Source organism: Methylophilus glucosoxydans, assembly GCF_042676145.1.
Taxonomy (GTDB): Bacteria; Pseudomonadota; Gammaproteobacteria; order Burkholderiales; family Methylophilaceae; genus Methylophilus; species Methylophilus glucosoxydans.
In genome coordinates, this window is record NZ_JBHTJW010000001.1 from 322,384 (window position 1) to 339,060 (window position 16,677).

Here is a 16,677-nt window from a genome sequence, read left to right on the forward strand (position 1 = left end):
TTGAAAGCGTTTTTTGCGTGCGCAAAATAAAAAAGCCATCACAACGCATGGTAAGGCGTGTGACGGCTTTTTATTGTGACTGCCTCATTACCGATGAGGCAGTCAGCTAACTATCAGGATCTATAGTCGGCATTGATCTTTACATAGTCATAAGAAAAATCGCAGGTCCATACAGTCGCATTCGCCGCGCCGCGATTCAATACCACACGCACCAGGATGTCACTTTCTTTCATGACTGCCGCGCCTTGTTCTTCGACATAGCTGGCTGCACGGCCGCCTTTTTCGGCAACCAAAACATCGCCCAGATAAAGTTGCATGGTGTTGACATCAAGGTCTTCAATGCCCGCATAGCCGATGGCGGCCAGAATCCGGCCCAGATTAGGGTCTGAGGCAAAAAAGGCTGTTTTGATCAACGGGGAGTGGGCAATCGCATAAGCAACTTTACGGCATTCCGCTTCATCTTTGCCTGCTTCAACCTGAATCGTCATGAATTTAGTGGCGCCTTCGCCATCACGCACAATCGCTTGTGCCAGTTCAATCGCAACGTCGGTCAGGGCGGTTTGCAAAGCCGCAAACTCAGGGCTTTGTTCTGTGATCATGGCATTGCCAGCCTCGCCGGTAGCCATCAGAATCAGGCTGTCGTTGGTGCTGGTATCGCCATCGACGGTGATGCAGTTAAATGATTGGTTGACGGCATGTTGAATGATGCTATCGAGCGCTGATTGTGCGATGGCCGCATCGGTCGCGATATAGCCGAGCATGGTTGCCATGTTGGGGTGGATCATGCCAGAGCCCTTGCTGATGCCGGTGATGGTGATCGGCTTGCCGTTTATGGTCAGTTGGCGGGAAGTGCCCTTGGCCACAATGTCGGTGGTCATGATCGCTTCGGCGGCATTTAACCAGTTATCTTCCTGTAAGTTGGCGACTGCATTCGGGATGCCACCTAACAAGCGGTCCATCGGCAGCGTCTCCAGAATCACGCCAGTCGAAAACGGCAGCACTTGTTCCGGGCTGATATTGAGCGCCTGCGCCACACCGATGCAGCTGGCGAGTGCATCATCCAGCCCTTGCTGGCCTGTGCCTGCATTGGCACAGCCGGTATTCACCAACAGGGCGCGAATGCCTTTGTTGAGTGTCAGATGCGTTTTACACACCGTCACTGGCGCCGCACAAAACCGGTTCAGGGTAAACACCCCTGAGACGCTGCTGCCTTCAGGCAGGGTCATTACCAGAATGTCTTTACGGTTGGGCTTGCGGATATGAGCCTGGGCAAAGCCAAGTTTGACGCCTTTGACAGGCAGTAGGGTCCCGGCAGCGGGAGCAGTCAGTTTAACGGGCATCCAAGTTCCTTCGTGATTGCTAATGAGTTGTTTTTAATCAGGCACGACGCCAGGTGGTGCCTTGAGGCGTATCTTCCAGAATCACGCCTGCTTCAGACAGGGCTTTGCGAATCCGGTCGGCCTCGGCATAGTTCTTGGCTGTTTTGGCGGCGATGCGTGCACTGATCATGCCTTCAATATCCAGGCTAGTGCTACCGGTGTCGCCTTGCATAAAGCTTTCCGGGTCACGTTGTAGCAAGCCGATAATCGCAGCCAATTGTTTTAGTAATGCGGCGGTGGTCGCAGATTTATCTTTATTGAGATCGTTGGCAAGTTCAAACAAGGCGGCAATCGCCTCTGGGGTGTTGAAGTCGTCATTCATGGCTGCCTGGAACTTGGCCGCTTGCGGTTGTTGCCAGTCGATCTCACATGCATCGACCTTAATCCCTCGCAAGGCCGTGTACAGGCGGGTCAGCGAGGCCTTGGCATCATCTAGGTGCTTGTCAGAGTAATTAAGCGGGCTGCGGTAATGGGCGCGCAGAATAAAGAAACGTACGACCTCTGGGTCATATTTTTCCAGCACTTCACGGATGGTGAAAAAGTTGCCCAGCGATTTGGACATTTTTTCGTCATCGACCCGCACAAAGCCATTGTGCATCCAGTAGTTGGCCATGGTGCAGTCGTGGGTGGCTTCGGATTGGGCAATTTCATTTTCATGGTGCGGGAACTGCAGATCCTGCCCGCCACCATGAATATCAAAGTGCTGGCCGAGATGGGCGGCACTCATGACCGAGCATTCAATATGCCAGCCGGGACGGCCATTGCCCCAGGGGGATTCCCAGTAGGGTTCGCCAGGTTTGACGGACTTCCACAACACAAAGTCTAGCGGGTCTTGTTTAAAGCTATCGACTTCAACGCGTTCACCCGCACGCAGGTCTTCCAGGCTTTTGCCGGAGAGCTTGCCGTAATCATTAAATCTGCGCACTTTGTAAAATACATCACCATTTTGTGCCTGGTAAGCAAAGCCTTTGTCTATGAGTTTGCTGATCATGTCCAGCATGCCCTGCACATGTTCGGTTGCGCGTGGTTCAAGGTCAGGGCGCAAAATGCCAAGCTTGGCCGAGTCCTCGTCCATGGCGGTAATAAAACGCTGCGTCAGACTTTGGATGGTTTCATTGTTTTCGTTGGCACGCTTGATGATTTTGTCGTCAATATCGGTGATATTGCGTACATATGTCACTTGATAGCCAGTGGCGCGCAGCCAGCGCGCCACCATGTCAAACACCACCATGACGCGGGCATGTCCCAAGTGGCAAAAGTCATACACGGTCATGCCGCAGACGTACATATTTACCTGGTTGGGCTGAATCGGCTTGAAATCTTGCTTGCTGCGTGTAAGGGTGTTGTAAAGTTTTAGCATGCGAATGAAATTGAAGAAGGATGGATGCGTGATAAAATTAGCAGAAATAGTCTGGTGTTTAATTGGTGTTAAGCAGGCAGGCTGTATGTTTTGCCTAAAACAGTCTACAAACAATCCCTTGCTTGATCAGCTTGTTGTGGTTGAGGCGACGCCAAACACAAAATGATGTGTAATTCGTCTGCATATTCACCTAATTTTGCACTGTCTCTAGTACAATCCGAGTATAACATACTGATAAAAATCAACGATTACCCAGGTAATAGCTCATGAACGCAACATTAAAAAAATATTTACTCGTGCTTGGCGTCTTTTTAAGCCAGGCGGCCTTCTCCGATACCGTGCTGGCCGGTCAAACCAATGTCGAGTTGCGCGAAATCAACCAGCTCTCTGAGCAGGGGAATCAGGCAGCAGCGCTGGATCGCGTGAATAACTATTTGGCAGCCAACCCGAAAAATGCCGAAGCCATGTTTATGCGTGGCGTGATTCTGGTCGAGCTGGGCAAGCGGGACGAAGCGATCAAGGCTTTTACCGAGTTGACGGACAAATATCCTAGCCTGCCTGAGCCTTATAACAACCTGGCCGTGTTGTATGCGGATCAGGGGCAATATGACAAAGCGAGAAAAGCGCTGGAGTCTGCCATCAAAACGCATCCAAGTTATGCCACGGCCCATGAGAATCTGGGCGATATTTATGCACGGCTGGCCTCTGAGGCTTATGACAAGGCGCTCAAGCTGGATACTTCAAATAGCCGTGCGCAGAATAAGCTGGCCATGATTACGGATCTGTTCGGCGGAAAACGTGCGCAAGCGCGTCCGGCGACAGCTGTACCACCTGCCGCGAGCGTATCGCCTACGCCGCCCACCAATAATGCGGTTGTGAATCCACCGGCAGCGGTGATGCCACCGGTTGCGACCGCCCCTGTGACCAATAATTCTCCCGTGACAGAGACTAAAAAACCGGTTGTCACTGAGGTAAAACCGCAGGAGATCAAGCCGGCTGAGTCGAAATCTGTCGAGTCCAAGGTTGCTGAGTCCAAGCCAGCAGAGTCTAAATCTGCCGACAGTAAATCGTCGGCACAACTCGAGCGCGCAGTGTTGGATGCGGTAAACGCCTGGGCGGATGCTTGGGAGGCACAAAATGTAGAGCGCTATCTGAACAGCTATGCCAAAGATTTTAAAACACCCGCAGGTGAGCCGCGCAAACAGTGGGAATCCACGCGTCGTGATCGCGTGAGCCGGCCAAGTAAAATTTCTGTCAAGTTGAGCAATATCAATGTCAGGATGGAGGGCGACAGCAAGGCAAAAGTCACCTTCCGTCAGGCCTATAAAGCAACCGGCCTGGATGCGAACTCAAACAAAACACTCAATATGGTCAAAGAAGGTGGTCGCTGGTTGATTCAGCAAGAGCGTGTAGGCAAGTTTTAAATTGGCGCACTTGCCTCTGGGGGCCTCTTGCATGATGCATGCTGGTGTTCTTGAGGTAGGTCACACCAAAGCCGCACTGCGGCGCCTGGGGCCTGAGCACACGGGTTTTTACTGAAACAATTGTATAATCATGGTATGAGTCGGTTGAGAAAGTACTGTTGTATTGCGTTTGTCAGCGCTGCGCTTTTGCCCTGGAATGCAACTGCGGTTAACCATGAGGCGTTAACCGCCAGGTTGTTCATGCAAAGCAAAAACACCAATGCGGTAGAGCGCATGTTGGTGCAGACCTTGCAGTCTATTAAAGAAGGTCATTTGCAACAGGCGCTGGATTATGTCGATCAGTTACTCGCCATCTCTCCCAATTTTGCACTGGCGCACTTGATTCATGGCGATCTCTTATCCGCCAAAGCCAGAATCCTCCATGGTTTTGGCGATGCGCATGTCGCCGACGTCAGCCGTATCCAGGACTTCAAAGAAGAGGCCGAGATTCGGATCCGTAATTACTTTGACCGCAATCGTGGCTTGACCCAACCCAATCTGCTGGTTGAGTTGTCTGAAAAGCAAAGTCATGTCCTGTTTGTCGATACTGCACGCTCCCGTGTCTATGTCTACGAAAAAGGCAATGACAATGAGCTTAAGTACATGGCTGACTATTATGTCACGATAGGAAAAAATGGCATCGGCAAAAAAGACCAAGGCGACAAACGCACACCGATTGGTGTGTATTTTGCCTCGCGCAAACTGAACCGTCCCTTACCAGATTTGTATGGCGATGCGGCTTATCCGCTCAACTACCCGAACGAAATAGATAGCTACGAGCGTAAAACAGGCTCCGGGATCTGGATTCATGGCACGCCACGCGATACCTACAGCCGTCCGCCAAGGGCCAGTGATGGCTGTGTTGTGTTGTCCAATCCTGACATGCAAGCGTTGCAAGGTATTTTGCAAGCAGGCAATACGCCCGTGGTAATCGGGGTGGATTTTCAATGGGTGACACCGGAATCGGCCCGCCAGCAAGATCGTGCCAAGGCTGATCTCAAACAGGCGATCGAGCGCTGGCGTAAAGACTGGATGGCGCAAAATACAGAGGCTTATCTGTCGCACTACACGCCTGACTTCTTTTACTCTGATGGTGATTTGTCTAAATGGGCCAGTTACAAACGCCAGATTCAAGCGTCCAAGCCCAAGGTCAATATCAATTTGTCTGATGTCAGCATGTTCACCTATCCGAACGCCAAGCGCAATATGGTGGTCGTAGACTTTGAGCAGGAATATATTAGCGCTGCGCTCAGAAATGTCATGAAAAAACGGCAGTACTGGGTGCAGGAAAACGGTGAATGGAAAATTCTTTACGAAGGATCAGCTTAATGCGTGTGTGGTCAAAATTAGTAGGTGTGTGCTTGATGTTGGCTGTGAATCTGGCCATTGCAGCAACGCAGGTCATGTTTGAAACCAATCAGGGTAATTTTACGGTAGAGGTTTATCGTGACAAGGCACCTAAAACCGTGGATAACTTTTTGCAGTATGTGAAAGACGGTTTTTACAGCAATACCATTTTTCATCGTGTGATTGGCCGTTTCATGATTCAGGGCGGAGGCTTTGACCGTGACCTCAACGAAAAACCGACCCGCGCGCCCGTCGTCAATGAGGCGGCTAATGGGTTGATCAACCAGACTGGCACGATTGCCATGGCCCGTACACCAGACCCTAACTCGGCCACCGCCCAGTTTTTCATCAATGTTGCAGATAACCAGTTTTTGGATTACACCAGCCCGGAACCAGACCGTATCGGCTACTGTGTCTTTGGCAAAGTGGTGTCTGGCATGGATGTGGTATTCAAAATCAGCAACTTACCGACAGGTAACCAGCGCGGTTTTTCGGATGTGCCCTATCGTACGGTCATCATCAAACGTGCAACGATAGTCAATTAATTGAGCTTATTGATTGTCGCAACCTTTAATCAACGGAGAATATTTTGGTCAAACTGACGACTAACTTTGGCGATATCACGCTAGAACTCAACGCAGAAAAAGCACCGATCACGGTCGCTAACTTTTTGAGCTATGTAGAAAAAGGCTTTTATGATGGCGTGATTTTTCATCGCGTGATCAAAGACTTCATGATTCAAGGCGGTGGCTTTGATGTCGACATGAAGCAAAAACCAACTGACGCGCCGATCAAAAATGAAGCCGATAATGGCCTCAGCAATGACAAATATACGATTGCCATGGCACGTACCATGGTGCCAGACTCAGCGTCTGCCCAGTTTTTCATCAACGTGAAAGATAACGATTTTCTCAACTTTAGCGCACCCACCACTCAAGGTTGGGGTTACTGCGTGTTCGGTAAAGTGGTCGAAGGCATGGACGTCGTGGATAAAATCACAGCAGTAAAAACAGCTAGCCGCGCTGGTCATCAGGATGTGCCGGTTGAACCTGTGGTGATTGAAAAAGCAGTTGTGGTTGCCTAGGGCATGACCACCTGGATCATTTCTGATCTGCACTTGAGTGCGCAAAGGCCTGCGGTAACGCAGGCTTTTTTGCGTTGGCTAGACACCGAGGTCAGTCAGGCCAGCGCATTGTATATTCTCGGTGATTTTTTTGAGGTCTGGGTGGGTGATGACCTGCTGCAAGACGCCGAGTATGGCAGAGCATTTTTGCCTGTCGTCCAGGCGCTTAGGGCTTTGTCGGCACAAGGTGTTCAGCTTTATTTCATGCACGGTAACCGTGACTTCTTAATCGGTGAGGCCTTTGCTGAGGCCTGTGGCGTCACTTTACTCCAAGACCCTGCACGCTTGCAGATGGCAGGCAAAAGTCTTCTGTTGAGTCATGGGGATGCGCTATGCACGGACGATGTGGCTTATCAGCAATTTCGTCAGCAGGTGCGCAGTCCGGCCTGGCAACACGCTTTTCTGTCGCAGCCGTTGGCAGCACGTATTGCCTTTGCCCAACAAGCGCGTAGCCAGAGTGCGCAAAACAAAGCCAGCCAAAGCATGCAGATCATGGATGTGAATGGTGAGGCGGTCAACCAGTTGATCCGCGATAATCACTATCCGGATGTGTTGCTGCATGGCCATACACACCGGCCAGCGATACATCCTTTGCTGGTCGATCAGCATGCCTGTGAGCGTTGGGTGTTGGGGGATTGGCACGATACCGCTGTGGTGGCGCGTTTGGATGCTGCTGCCATGCAGTTGGTGACCTTGTCACTTTAGTCCTGACTGTTCATTGGACGCGACTTGCTCACTTAGCCGAGCATAAAAAAACAGCGCTTACAAGCGCTGTTTTTTTATGTCAGATCCAGGCGGAATCGTCGAGGGGTTACTTTCTGAGCTGTTGACCAAACTCATGTGGACGGACCTGTGCTGCAACTTTGTCCAAGACGCCATTGATGTATTTATGGCCGTCTATGCCGCCATAAGATTTGGCGAGCTCCACGCCTTCGTTGATCGCGACCCGGTAGGGGATGCTGACATCAAACATCAGTTCATAGCCTGAAATACGCAAAATGGCATGTTCGATTGGACTCAGTTCTTCGAGTTGACGGTCAATAAACTGGCCGATCATGGCGTCGATTTGCTCGGTCTGCTCGAGTACCCCGGTCAGCAGTTGTTTGAAATACGCTTCATCCGCTTTGAAATAGTCCGGGTCATCCAAACTGTCCAGGCGCAGTTGTTTGACATCGCCCGCATTCATACGGTTGCGGTACAGGGCCTTGAGCGCCAGCTCACGCGATTTTCGGCGGTTTTTACTGCCTTTGCTTTTGCTGGGTGCTGCCTGATCAGCACTCATAGTGCATTCACCAGATTGGCCATTTCAATCGCCACTTGTGCAGCTTCAGCGCCTTTGATGGCCATGCGTGCTTCGGCTTGTTCGTCGTTTTCGGTGGTCAGGATGGCGTTGGCGACGGGCACGCCAGTGTCACGCTGCACTTCGGAAATGCCGCGCGCGGACTCGTTGGACACCACTTCAAAGTGGTAGGTCTCGCCGCGGATGATAGCGCCTAGGGCAATCAGGGCATCGAAGTTTTCTGACAGCGCCATGTGCTGCAGAATCAGGGGCGTTTCGAGCGCACCAGGGACACTGGCAAGCGTAATATCTTCAGCAGCGACGCCCAGTTTGAGCAGTTCTTGTTCGCAGGCGTTAAGCAAACCTGCACCGATATTGTCGTTAAAACGGGAAAGAACGATACCGATTTTTTTACCGGTACCGTCCAGATTTTGGGCAATTTTGTTCACTTTGAGTCCGTGGATTAACACATAAAAGTGCTATTTTAACCCAAACGGCTGCTTTACGGATTATGCGAACAATGACCAGGCTTTTTGTACGGTCATCCAGATGCCGTAACTGATGGGGATCAGTACTGCCAGCCAGGCCAGTTTTACCAGTATGGCAGGTGTTGGTGTATCCGCGTTAACAAGGCTGACTGCGTTGTCTGCCGGTTTTTTGCCGCTTTGCTGTTCAGCCGCCAGTTCGCTGTCGGACATGAAGTATTTGTCTGCCACTGGCCGGACTAGCAAATTGGCCGTGAAGCCCACCCCAAGCAAAGCCGCCAGCGTCATGAATATCGGCGCATAAATGTCTGCATACGGAACATGAGCCTCCAGCCTCACATCGTGCATGTAGTTGACGATGACGGGCCCCAAAATCCCTGCGGTAGACCAGGCGGTTAACAGGCGGCCATGAATCGCACCAACAAACTGCGTGCCAAACAGGTCTGCCAGGTAGGCGGGAATGGTCGCAAAGCCGCCGCCGTACATGGAGGCGATCACACAAAACACCAGTAGGAACAAGGCTAGCTGATGATGGTTGGCGGCATAGGTGCCGCAGACATACATCATGATACCCAGCACAAAAAAGATAAAGTAAGTGGTTCTGCGCCCCAATTTATCGGAAGAGGTGGCCCAGCCGATACGGCCAAAAATATTGAACAGCGAAATGAGACCGACAAAGCCTGCGCCAACCGCGGCTGCTGTGGCGGTTAATGCTTCGTCTGCCTTGATCTCGGCAAAGCCCAGTTGTGGCTGGCCTATCAATACGCCACCAAAGGTCTCTTGTAACATCGGCGCTGCTGCGCCAATAATACCGATGGCTGCGGACACATTCATGCACAAAATCAGCCATAACAGCCAGAACTGTGGCGTTTTATGGGCATTTTTCAAGTGTACATGCCGGGTGGCTACCAGTCGGTTGTGTTGTACATCGGGTGGCGTCCAGCCAGCAGGTTTCCAGTTGGCGGCGGGGACACGGTAACCCAGCGAACCACAAGTCATGAATACCGCGTAAATCAGCGCCAGCACCACAAACGTTTGCCAGACACCAGGGTCTGTCGGTGTGGCAAACATCGCCATCAGCTTAGTCGCCAGAGGTGAGCCTATCATGGCGCCCCCGCCAAAGCCCATAATCGCCAGGCCGGTCGCCATGCCGCGCCGATCTGGGAACCATTTAATCAGGGTGGAAACGGGTGAGATGTAGCCTAGCCCCAAGCCGATGCCGCCGATGACGCCGCTACCCAGCCACATCATCCAGAGTTGATGCTGGTGTATGCCCAGCGCCGAAATCAGTAAACCACCGCACCAGCAAAGCATGGCTACCAGGCCGGCTTTACGTGGTCCTGCCCGTTCCAGCCAGCCGCCCCAAATGGCCGCCGAGCAGCCAAGTAAGACAAAAAATAAGGTATACATCCAGCCCAGATCAAACTGGGTCCAGTTACAGTCGGTGGCGGTCAATGCTTTTGCGGTGCCGGCCAATTTGTCGGCGAAAGTGGATGCGCCTGCAGCACAGGCGGCAACAGGTTTGCCGTCTGGTCCGGTCAATGCATTGCCTAACGGTTTCCAGAACACGCTAAAGCCATAGGCCATGCCTATTGAAAGATGTACTGCCAATGCGGCTGGCGGTACCAGCCAGCGATTAAACTGATTGCCGGCTGTAATGTGTTCTTTGGAAAGATTAATCAAGATAAAGCCCCTCATTTACGTCTGTTACATATTGTTACAATTTGCCCCAAAAGGCAATAACAGTCTTGATTAAATTTATGTGATGTTGTCATTAAAATGTCATAATTCATTCATAAACTGGCGAGCATTCAATTAAGTAGTTTGATCTCAATATTGCTCGAAGGGAGTGTCATGGCTGCAGCGAATATTTTGGTGGTAGAAGACGAACCGGCGATCCAGGAATTGCTGGCGTTGAATATCAAACAGGCGGGGCATCATGCTATCCGTGCCACCAGCGTTGAACATGCACAAATGTTGTTACGCGAAACGATGCCAGACCTGATTTTACTGGACTGGATGTTGCCTGGCATGAGCGGGATCGAGTTTGCGCGCAGGCTTAAATCTGACAGCATGACCAAAGAAGTGCCGATTATCATGCTCACTGCCCGCGGCGATGAGTTTGACAAGGTGCGTGGTCTAGAAGTGGGTGCGGATGATTATGTGACCAAGCCATTCAGCCCGCGTGAATTAAATGCACGCATCAAGGCCGTGTTGCGCAGACGTGCGCCGCAGATGACAGATGATCCGATTGAAATTGCCGGCTTGCATCTAGACCCGACTACCCATCGTGTGACTGGTCATAATGTCCATATTCCACTGGGCCCTACCGAATTCAAACTGCTGCATTTCTTCATGACCAATCCGGAGCGTGTGCATAGCCGTACGCAACTGCTGGACAAGGTGTGGGGTGACCGTGTCTTTGTTGAAGACCGTACCGTGGATGTGCATATCCGTCGTTTACGCAACGCACTGGTGGCCTCCAATCATCAGGAAATGATTCAGACTGTCCGCGGTTCAGGCTACCGTTTCTCCGTGCATACCGATCCTGGTACGCAATAAGCATTCTTCCTTAATTTGACAAAATACGAGCAAGACCATGGGTCTTGCTCTACCATCCGGCAGGGTGTCGTGATACGCTTGCGCCTGTTTCATTTTTTTAATGGCAAGGCCCATGAACGCTGCTGCAAATGCTTCCTTGAATGAGTCACTTTACCGCTGGTTGATCCGGCTGTTTTGGCTTGTACTGGTCGCATGGGTGGCGTTGACCTTCCGTCAGCATGGCATCAGCAATGATGAGTATGTGCAGCATACCTATGGCCAAATGCTGCTTGACTGGTATCAGTCGGGATTCAAAGACCAGGACGCTTTTCATTACCGTAATCTATATCTCTATGGCGGCCTGTTCGATATTATCGCGGCCGCACTCGACCCCTATATCCCGGTCATGATCTGGGATATCCGACACCTGCTCTCGGCCTTGTTTGGCTTGCTTGGTTTTTATGGTGTCTCGCAATTTGGCCGGTTGCTAGGCGGCCCCCGTCTGGCACTGTTGGCAATGACCATGTTGTTTTTGACGGTGTCGTGGTCAGGCACCATGTTTACCCATACCAAAGATGTTCCGTTTGCGACCTGCATGCTGTGGGCGCTGTATGCCACCGCCTTGGTGGTGCGCGACATGGAACTGGTGAGTGGCAGAGTCATTGTCCTGCTTGGCTTTGCGGTCGGCGGTGCGCTTGGCTTGCGCGTGGGCGGCGCCTTTGCCGTGATTTACCTGGTTTTGCTGGTCATGCTGCGGGCCTGGCTCGATCACAGGCAACTGCACACGCCGATATTTTCGCGCCTGTTGCGCATGGTATGGGTGTTGCTGCCTGCGGCAGTGCTGGCGTTTGTGTTTATGGCCATGTGCTGGCCTTGGAGCGTGATCGAGGCAGACAACATGCTGGAGGCGGCCAAGTCGTTCTCCCACTTTGACTTTAATATGCAAACCATCGCCAACGGGGTGGTGTATAACATCAGCGAAGTTCCACGCAGCTATTTGTTCCAGTATCTGGCGGTGAAGTTGCCTGAGGCAGCGCTATTGGCGTTTGCCGGGGTCGCCGTGCTGTGGCTGGTGAATAGACGGTCACTGCGCCTGGCCGACAACGCAACACGCATGGCTATGTATACGCTGTTGATGGGCATCCTGTTTCCGCTGGTCTTTGTCATGGATGACCGTCCAGCTTTGTACAATGGTGTCCGACACTTTACCTTTATCTTGCCCTTGCTGGCCATCTTGTCTGCCTGGTCTGTGCGCGCGGTTTGGCAGGCCTGCGTGCAGTGCACATCGTCCTTGCATTATCACGCGCAGGCTCTGTGGGCGGGTGTTATCGCCGGACTCATGCTGGTAACGCTGGTGGATATTGTGCAAATGCATCCGTATCAATACGTCAGGTTGAATCGTCTGGTCGGCGATCAGGTACAAGCACAGTTCAAGTGGGAGGGCGATTACTGGTCCAGCGCCTTGCGGGCGGCTGCGGCCCAACTCACGGCCCTGCATTTGCCCGCGCGCGCCCAGCCTTATTGGGTGGCTGCCTGTGTGGATACGCCACAAATCGAGCCCTATCTGGATGGCCGTTTTAGTGTCACCCGTCGCTGGGAGGAAGCAGATTTTTTCCTCTCCACCACCAATATGCATTGCCACGAGGTCATGCAAGGCAAACTCATCAGTGGCATCCAGCGCGAAGGCATGTGGCTGGCGGTAGTCAAGGACCGTCGTCACTTGCAAGGGGCGGATCGCAAAGCGACGCCAGCCAAAAACTAACCGCAATCCGCTACAATAGTCCCAGTTATTTTTGAGTATGACGCCATGACCACTGCTGTTAGCCATCGCCAATCTGCCCAGCCGCATATGACGGTGATGGTGCCTGCTTACAACGAAGAAAAAAATATTGCAAAAACCTTGCAAAATATCCGGCAAGATTTGCAGCAAATGTCGCCCAACTGGGACATTGTCGTGGTGGATGACGGTAGCCGTGATCAGACCTCTCTCGTGGTGCAGTCGCTGGTGGAAGAGTGTCGTGTGACCCTGGTCAAGTTCTCCCGCAACTTTGGCAAGGAAAACGCCATCAGCGCTGGCCTGACTTATGCCAAGGGTGAGATCGTCATTTGTATGGATGCCGATGGTCAGCACGCTTCAGATCTGATGTACACCATGCTGGAAAAGTGGCGGGAAGGATATGACATGGTCTATGCCGTGCGTCAGGACCGCGAGCAGGAATCGCCTTTCAAACTCTGGGGATCTCGGCTGTTTTATCGCATGATGAGTAGCAGCACCCATGTGGAAATTCCACGCGACGCCGGTGATTTCCGCCTGATGGACCGTAAAGTGGTCGATGCGCTGTGTGCACTGCCAGAACGCAACCGCTTCATGAAAGGTATCTATGCCTGGGTTGGCTACAAGTCGATCGGCATTCCGTACACCCCATTGCCGCGGTTGCATGGTGAAAGTGCTTATTCAAAACTCAAGCTGATTGCCTTGGCCTGGACTGGCATTACCAGTTTCTCGGTGTTGCCTTTACGTCTGGCCAGCCTGACTGGTGCCACCCTGGCCATCCTTGCTTTTGCCTATGGTCTGCTGGTGGTCATTGATGCGCTATTTTTTCATGAGTCTGTTCCTGGATGGCCCACCGTCGTTGCCAGCATGATGTTCCTGTCCGGCGTACAGTTGTTGTTTATCGGCGTGCTTGGCGAATATCTGGCGCGTGTTTATGATGAGGTCAAAGGGCGGCCACCCTACATTGTGGCAGAAGTCGTCACGCCTGCGCCATCAGCGGATTCCCGCTAAGCGTCCCATGCGTGCCTCGGTACTCGGGTTTGTCAGTGTTGGTGCCTTCGCGGCCGCCGTCCATTATGTCATGGCGCTACTGGCACATGCCTGGGGCCTGTCACCGGCACAGGCGAATTGGATCGGCTTTTTATGCGCATTCCCGGTCAGTTACCTCGGTCATCGGCTATGGTCTTTTCGCGGCACACAAGCCAATCATCTGGCGGCATTCTGCAAGTTTTTTGCGGTGGCCTTATTGGGGTTCTTTGGCAATCAGGCCCTGTTATGGCTAGGGCTAAACTATACGCCGCTGCCCTTCTGGCTGGTGCTCGGCTGCGTGATGGTGATGGTCGCGGCAAGCACCTGGCTGCTCAGCCGCTTTTGGGCGTTTCAACACCATGAGGGCCAAGCATGACGCAGCTGATTATTTGTGCAGATGATTATGCGCAGTCCGCCGCGATTGATGACGCCATCCTGGCCTTGATCGAGCGCGGCGTATTGACCGCCACCTCTTGCATGACCCTGAGTCCGCGTTGGTCAGAGAGTGCCCGGCATGTCACGCCAGCCATCCGCAATTTGGCAGACATCGGCTTGCATCTTGATTTCACGCAGTACGCGCACACCTCACGCTTTGCACATCCCGTCCTGATCATGCGCAGCCTGTGCGGCATGCTCAACCCTGCAGATGTGACGGCGAATATCACACAGCAACTGGATGCCTTTGAAGCGGCCTTGCACACGCCGCCTGATTATATTGATGGTCACTTGCATGTGCACCAGTTGCCAGTCATCCGCGAATCGTTGATCACACTCATGCAACAACGCTATGGCCATCTGCCCGTGGATCAACGTCCCTGGTTGCGTATTTCCAGCCCGCCAGCAGCAACCGGTCTCAAGGCGCGCATTATTCATTGGCTAGGCGCACAAGCCTTGCAGCGACAGGCAAGTGCGGCTGGTTTCCGGGTCTCGCCAGTCTTATTAGGCGTCTATGATTTTCAGGGCGATGCTGCCGCCTATCAGGCACACTGGATAGAATGGGCCAGACAACTCAAGCAACTGGCGCCTGTCAGGCAAAACGAATTGCCACCTGTGCTCATGTGCCATCCTGCCCGGCCAACACAGACGGTGGATCCCTTGGACCCCATCGCCATTGCGCGCATGATCGAGTGGCAAGTCATGCAGTCCGCCGATTTTTCAGCCTGGCTTAAGATGGCAGATTTACAGCCGGTCAAAGGCCACCCGAAAGGCCTGCCATGCGCGTAATGAATGCTTGGCTTAATCAGGCCTCGTGGATGCAGCAAGCCGCTCTTTCATGCCTGTTAGGCGCGTTAACGGTGTTTGGTTTTGCGCCGTTTAACCTGTTTTGGCTACCTTGGCTGACGCTGGCAGCGTTGCTGGTAATTTGGCAGCAGGCGGCCACGCCCGCGCAAGTGTTCAGGCTGGGCCTGGCGTTTGGCTTGGGCTTATACGGTGTTGGTATCTACTGGATTTATATCAGCCTGCATACCTTTGGCGGCATGCCCTGGTGGTTTGCCGGTTTTTGTACCTTTTGCCTGTGCGCCTTCATGGCACTGTTCCCGGCCATCGCGGGTTACCTGGCAAAGAAAGTCGGTCATCTGCTATGGTCTGCGCCACTGCTATGGGCTTTGTCAGACTGGGTGCGTAGCTGGATTTTTACCGGGTTCCCCTGGTTGACTCTGGGCTACAGTCAGGCCCCAGATAGCCCGCTCAGCGGTTTTCTGCCTGTCGTTGGCATCTATGGCGTCTCTGCCTTGCTCATGCTGGGGGCTGCCAGTCTTGCTTGCCTGCTGATCACGCCGCAGCGTAAACCTGCTTTCATCATGCTCGCGCTATTGTGGCTAGGCGGCAGCCTGCTGACACTGGTGCCGTGGACGCAGCCTACGGGAAAACCTGTCTCGGTCGCCTTGCTGCAAGGCAACATTAGCCAAACCATCAAATGGTCGCCTGAGCACGCGGAACAGACCCTGCGTCAGTATTTCGACATGGTGCAGCAAACACGAGCCCAACTGATGGTGCTGCCCGAAACCGCCTTGCCAGTGTTGCTTGACCAACTTGCGCCCAGCTATCTCGATGCTCTCAAACAGCACGCAGTACAGCAAAAAGGCGACCTCTTGGTGGGCGTTGTTGAGTCCAAACAAGACCAGTACTTTAATAGCGCCATCAGCCTGGGCAGCTCTCCCACACAGTCATACTCCAAAAGCCACCTGGTGCCTTTTGGCGAATTTATTCCGCTTAAAAGCCTGTTCGGCTGGATCTACCGAGACTGGCTGCATATGCCGCTCAGCGATTTATCCCGCGGCACATCGAAACAGCCATTGCTGATTGCCGGGCAAAAAGTCGGTGTCAATATTTGCTATGAAGACGTGTTTGGGGAAGAAATTGCCCAGCAACTGCCGCAAGCCGAGCTCTTGGTCAATATCAGCAACGATGCCTGGTACGGACAATCGTTTGCGGCCGACCAGCATATGCAATTCAGCCAGGTGCGCGCCATTGAAACCGGGCGGATGGTGTTGCGTAGCACCAATACGGGCGCGACCGCCATCATCGATAAAAATGGCCAGGTATTGCAGCATGCACCGCATGATGAGGCGGTGATTTTGACGGGCGAAGCGCAGAGCTACCAAGGACAGACGCCTTATGTTTGGTGGGGGAATTGGGCGTTTTTGGTCTTGAGTGTGGCAGGATTGATCTGGACTAGGGTAAGAAGGTAATTCTTGCTGCTTGCGTTTGCGGATTGAAGTAGACCAGTCTTGTCGTGAGTGCAGCTAGGTCTGCGTGGATTTGGTAGGCGATTCTTAGGGCATTCTGTGTCCACATCATGGTTGATTGATAGAGTAGTAGGGTGGGCATGGATGCCCACGCGGATAGTTGCTTGTAATCTGTGATGTTCTATTTCGCCACTCGGCGAGTGATTT

Annotated in this window: 16 protein-coding genes; 11 read left to right on the forward strand and 5 right to left on the reverse strand. The window is 52.7% G+C overall.

Translation table 11 applies throughout. From position 1 onward, the window contains the following. Nucleotides 1-113: 113 nt before the first annotated feature. On the reverse strand, nucleotides 114-1,340 hold the full coding sequence (gene argJ, locus ACFQ1T_RS01560) for a bifunctional glutamate N-acetyltransferase/amino-acid acetyltransferase ArgJ (RefSeq protein ID WP_379073495.1): 1,227 nt from the start codon (nucleotides 1,338-1,340) through the stop codon (nucleotides 114-116). A 37-nt stretch (nucleotides 1,341-1,377) separates the two neighbouring features. Continuing rightward, complete coding sequence (cysS, locus tag ACFQ1T_RS01565) at nucleotides 1,378-2,739, reverse strand: cysteine--tRNA ligase (RefSeq protein ID WP_379073496.1); 1,362 nt, start codon at nucleotides 2,737-2,739, stop codon at nucleotides 1,378-1,380. Between the two features lie 266 nt (nucleotides 2,740-3,005). On the opposite strand from cysS, the gene ACFQ1T_RS01570 reads away from it, so the two are divergent. The 5 genes from ACFQ1T_RS01570 to ACFQ1T_RS01590 all read left to right on the forward strand — a co-directional run bounded on the left by ACFQ1T_RS01570 (nucleotide 3,006) and on the right by ACFQ1T_RS01590 (nucleotide 7,377). Beyond that, the gene (locus tag ACFQ1T_RS01570) at nucleotides 3,006-4,163 is read left to right on the forward strand and encodes a nuclear transport factor 2 family protein (protein ID WP_379073497.1); all 1,158 of its coding nucleotides are present in this window, start codon (nucleotides 3,006-3,008) and stop codon (nucleotides 4,161-4,163) included. Nucleotides 4,164-4,283: 120 nt separating this feature from the next. After that, nucleotides 4,284-5,531, forward strand: coding sequence for a L,D-transpeptidase family protein (locus tag ACFQ1T_RS01575; RefSeq protein WP_313985977.1), 1,248 nt, complete (start codon nucleotides 4,284-4,286; stop codon nucleotides 5,529-5,531). Then, nucleotides 5,531-6,094, forward strand: coding sequence for a peptidylprolyl isomerase (locus ACFQ1T_RS01580; protein ID WP_275356634.1), 564 nt, complete (start codon nucleotides 5,531-5,533; stop codon nucleotides 6,092-6,094). Before ACFQ1T_RS01575 ends, ACFQ1T_RS01580 begins: the two co-directional genes overlap by 1 nt. A gap of 44 nt (nucleotides 6,095-6,138) precedes the next feature. Beyond that, on the forward strand, nucleotides 6,139-6,633 hold the full coding sequence (locus tag ACFQ1T_RS01585; protein WP_379073498.1) for a peptidylprolyl isomerase: 495 nt from the start codon (nucleotides 6,139-6,141) through the stop codon (nucleotides 6,631-6,633). Between the two features lie 3 nt (nucleotides 6,634-6,636). Beyond that, the gene (locus ACFQ1T_RS01590) at nucleotides 6,637-7,377 is read left to right on the forward strand and encodes a UDP-2,3-diacylglucosamine diphosphatase (RefSeq protein ID WP_379073499.1); all 741 of its coding nucleotides are present in this window, start codon (nucleotides 6,637-6,639) and stop codon (nucleotides 7,375-7,377) included. 106 nt (nucleotides 7,378-7,483) lie between these two features. On the opposite strand, the gene nusB is transcribed toward ACFQ1T_RS01590, so the two are convergent. From nusB to ACFQ1T_RS01605, 3 genes are read right to left on the reverse strand one after another with little or no spacing between them, the layout of a single operon-like run. Then, nucleotides 7,484-7,954: a transcription antitermination factor NusB gene (gene nusB, locus ACFQ1T_RS01595; protein ID WP_379073500.1), complete on the reverse strand. Its 471-nt coding sequence runs from the start codon at nucleotides 7,952-7,954 to the stop codon at nucleotides 7,484-7,486. Continuing rightward, nucleotides 7,951-8,400: a 6,7-dimethyl-8-ribityllumazine synthase gene (ribH, locus tag ACFQ1T_RS01600; RefSeq protein ID WP_194749293.1), complete on the reverse strand. Its 450-nt coding sequence runs from the start codon at nucleotides 8,398-8,400 to the stop codon at nucleotides 7,951-7,953. The genes nusB and ribH overlap by 4 nt, the downstream gene beginning before the upstream one ends. 60 nt (nucleotides 8,401-8,460) lie before the next feature. Beyond that, nucleotides 8,461-10,134, reverse strand: coding sequence for an OFA family MFS transporter (locus ACFQ1T_RS01605; RefSeq protein WP_379073501.1), 1,674 nt, complete (start codon nucleotides 10,132-10,134; stop codon nucleotides 8,461-8,463). A 156-nt stretch (nucleotides 10,135-10,290) separates the two neighbouring features. Between ACFQ1T_RS01605 and phoB the strand changes: the two genes are divergently transcribed. From phoB to lnt, 6 genes are all read left to right on the forward strand, one after another. Further along, on the forward strand, nucleotides 10,291-10,998 hold the full coding sequence (gene phoB, locus ACFQ1T_RS01610; protein WP_194749295.1) for a phosphate regulon transcriptional regulator PhoB: 708 nt from the start codon (nucleotides 10,291-10,293) through the stop codon (nucleotides 10,996-10,998). A 112-nt stretch (nucleotides 10,999-11,110) separates the two neighbouring features. Next, nucleotides 11,111-12,739 (forward strand): ArnT family glycosyltransferase, encoded by a 1,629-nt coding sequence (locus tag ACFQ1T_RS01615; protein WP_379073502.1) that lies wholly within the window; start codon nucleotides 11,111-11,113, stop codon nucleotides 12,737-12,739. 45 nt (nucleotides 12,740-12,784) lie between these two features. Continuing rightward, nucleotides 12,785-13,762, forward strand: a complete 978-nt coding sequence (locus ACFQ1T_RS01620; RefSeq protein WP_338656521.1) for a glycosyltransferase family 2 protein — start codon at nucleotides 12,785-12,787, stop codon at nucleotides 13,760-13,762. Nucleotides 13,763-13,769: 7 nt separating this feature from the next. After that, on the forward strand, nucleotides 13,770-14,156 hold the full coding sequence (locus ACFQ1T_RS01625) for a GtrA family protein (protein WP_275356639.1): 387 nt from the start codon (nucleotides 13,770-13,772) through the stop codon (nucleotides 14,154-14,156). Next, entirely contained in the window at nucleotides 14,153-15,004 is an 852-nt protein-coding gene (locus tag ACFQ1T_RS01630) for a ChbG/HpnK family deacetylase (RefSeq protein ID WP_379073503.1), read from the forward strand. The genes ACFQ1T_RS01625 and ACFQ1T_RS01630 overlap by 4 nt, the downstream gene beginning before the upstream one ends. Continuing rightward, entirely contained in the window at nucleotides 15,004-16,473 is a 1,470-nt protein-coding gene (lnt, locus tag ACFQ1T_RS01635) for an apolipoprotein N-acyltransferase (protein ID WP_379073768.1), read from the forward strand. Before ACFQ1T_RS01630 ends, lnt begins: the two co-directional genes overlap by 1 nt. Nucleotides 16,474-16,677 lie beyond the last annotated feature (204 nt).

What these genes read in the sequence shown, in the direction of transcription:
- argJ (WP_379073495.1), bottom strand. Translation starts at nt 1,340, where the DNA reads ATGCCCGTTAAACTGACTGCTCCCGCTGCCGGGACCCTACTGCCTGTC.
- cysS (WP_379073496.1), bottom strand. Translation starts at nt 2,739, where the DNA reads ATGCTAAAACTTTACAACACCCTTACACGCAGCAAGCAAGATTTCAAG.
- ACFQ1T_RS01570 (WP_379073497.1), top strand. Translation starts at nt 3,006, where the DNA reads ATGAACGCAACATTAAAAAAATATTTACTCGTGCTTGGCGTCTTTTTA.
- ACFQ1T_RS01580 (WP_275356634.1), top strand. Translation starts at nt 5,531, where the DNA reads ATGCGTGTGTGGTCAAAATTAGTAGGTGTGTGCTTGATGTTGGCTGTG.
- ACFQ1T_RS01590 (WP_379073499.1), top strand. Translation starts at nt 6,637, where the DNA reads ATGACCACCTGGATCATTTCTGATCTGCACTTGAGTGCGCAAAGGCCT.
- nusB (WP_379073500.1), bottom strand. Translation starts at nt 7,954, where the DNA reads ATGAGTGCTGATCAGGCAGCACCCAGCAAAAGCAAAGGCAGTAAAAAC.
- ACFQ1T_RS01605 (WP_379073501.1), bottom strand. Translation starts at nt 10,134, where the DNA reads ATGAGGGGCTTTATCTTGATTAATCTTTCCAAAGAACACATTACAGCC.
- phoB (WP_194749295.1), top strand. Translation starts at nt 10,291, where the DNA reads ATGGCTGCAGCGAATATTTTGGTGGTAGAAGACGAACCGGCGATCCAG.
- ACFQ1T_RS01615 (WP_379073502.1), top strand. Translation starts at nt 11,111, where the DNA reads ATGAACGCTGCTGCAAATGCTTCCTTGAATGAGTCACTTTACCGCTGG.
- ACFQ1T_RS01620 (WP_338656521.1), top strand. Translation starts at nt 12,785, where the DNA reads ATGACCACTGCTGTTAGCCATCGCCAATCTGCCCAGCCGCATATGACG.
- ACFQ1T_RS01625 (WP_275356639.1), top strand. Translation starts at nt 13,770, where the DNA reads ATGCGTGCCTCGGTACTCGGGTTTGTCAGTGTTGGTGCCTTCGCGGCC.
- ACFQ1T_RS01630 (WP_379073503.1), top strand. Translation starts at nt 14,153, where the DNA reads ATGACGCAGCTGATTATTTGTGCAGATGATTATGCGCAGTCCGCCGCG.
- lnt (WP_379073768.1), top strand. Translation starts at nt 15,004, where the DNA reads ATGAATGCTTGGCTTAATCAGGCCTCGTGGATGCAGCAAGCCGCTCTT.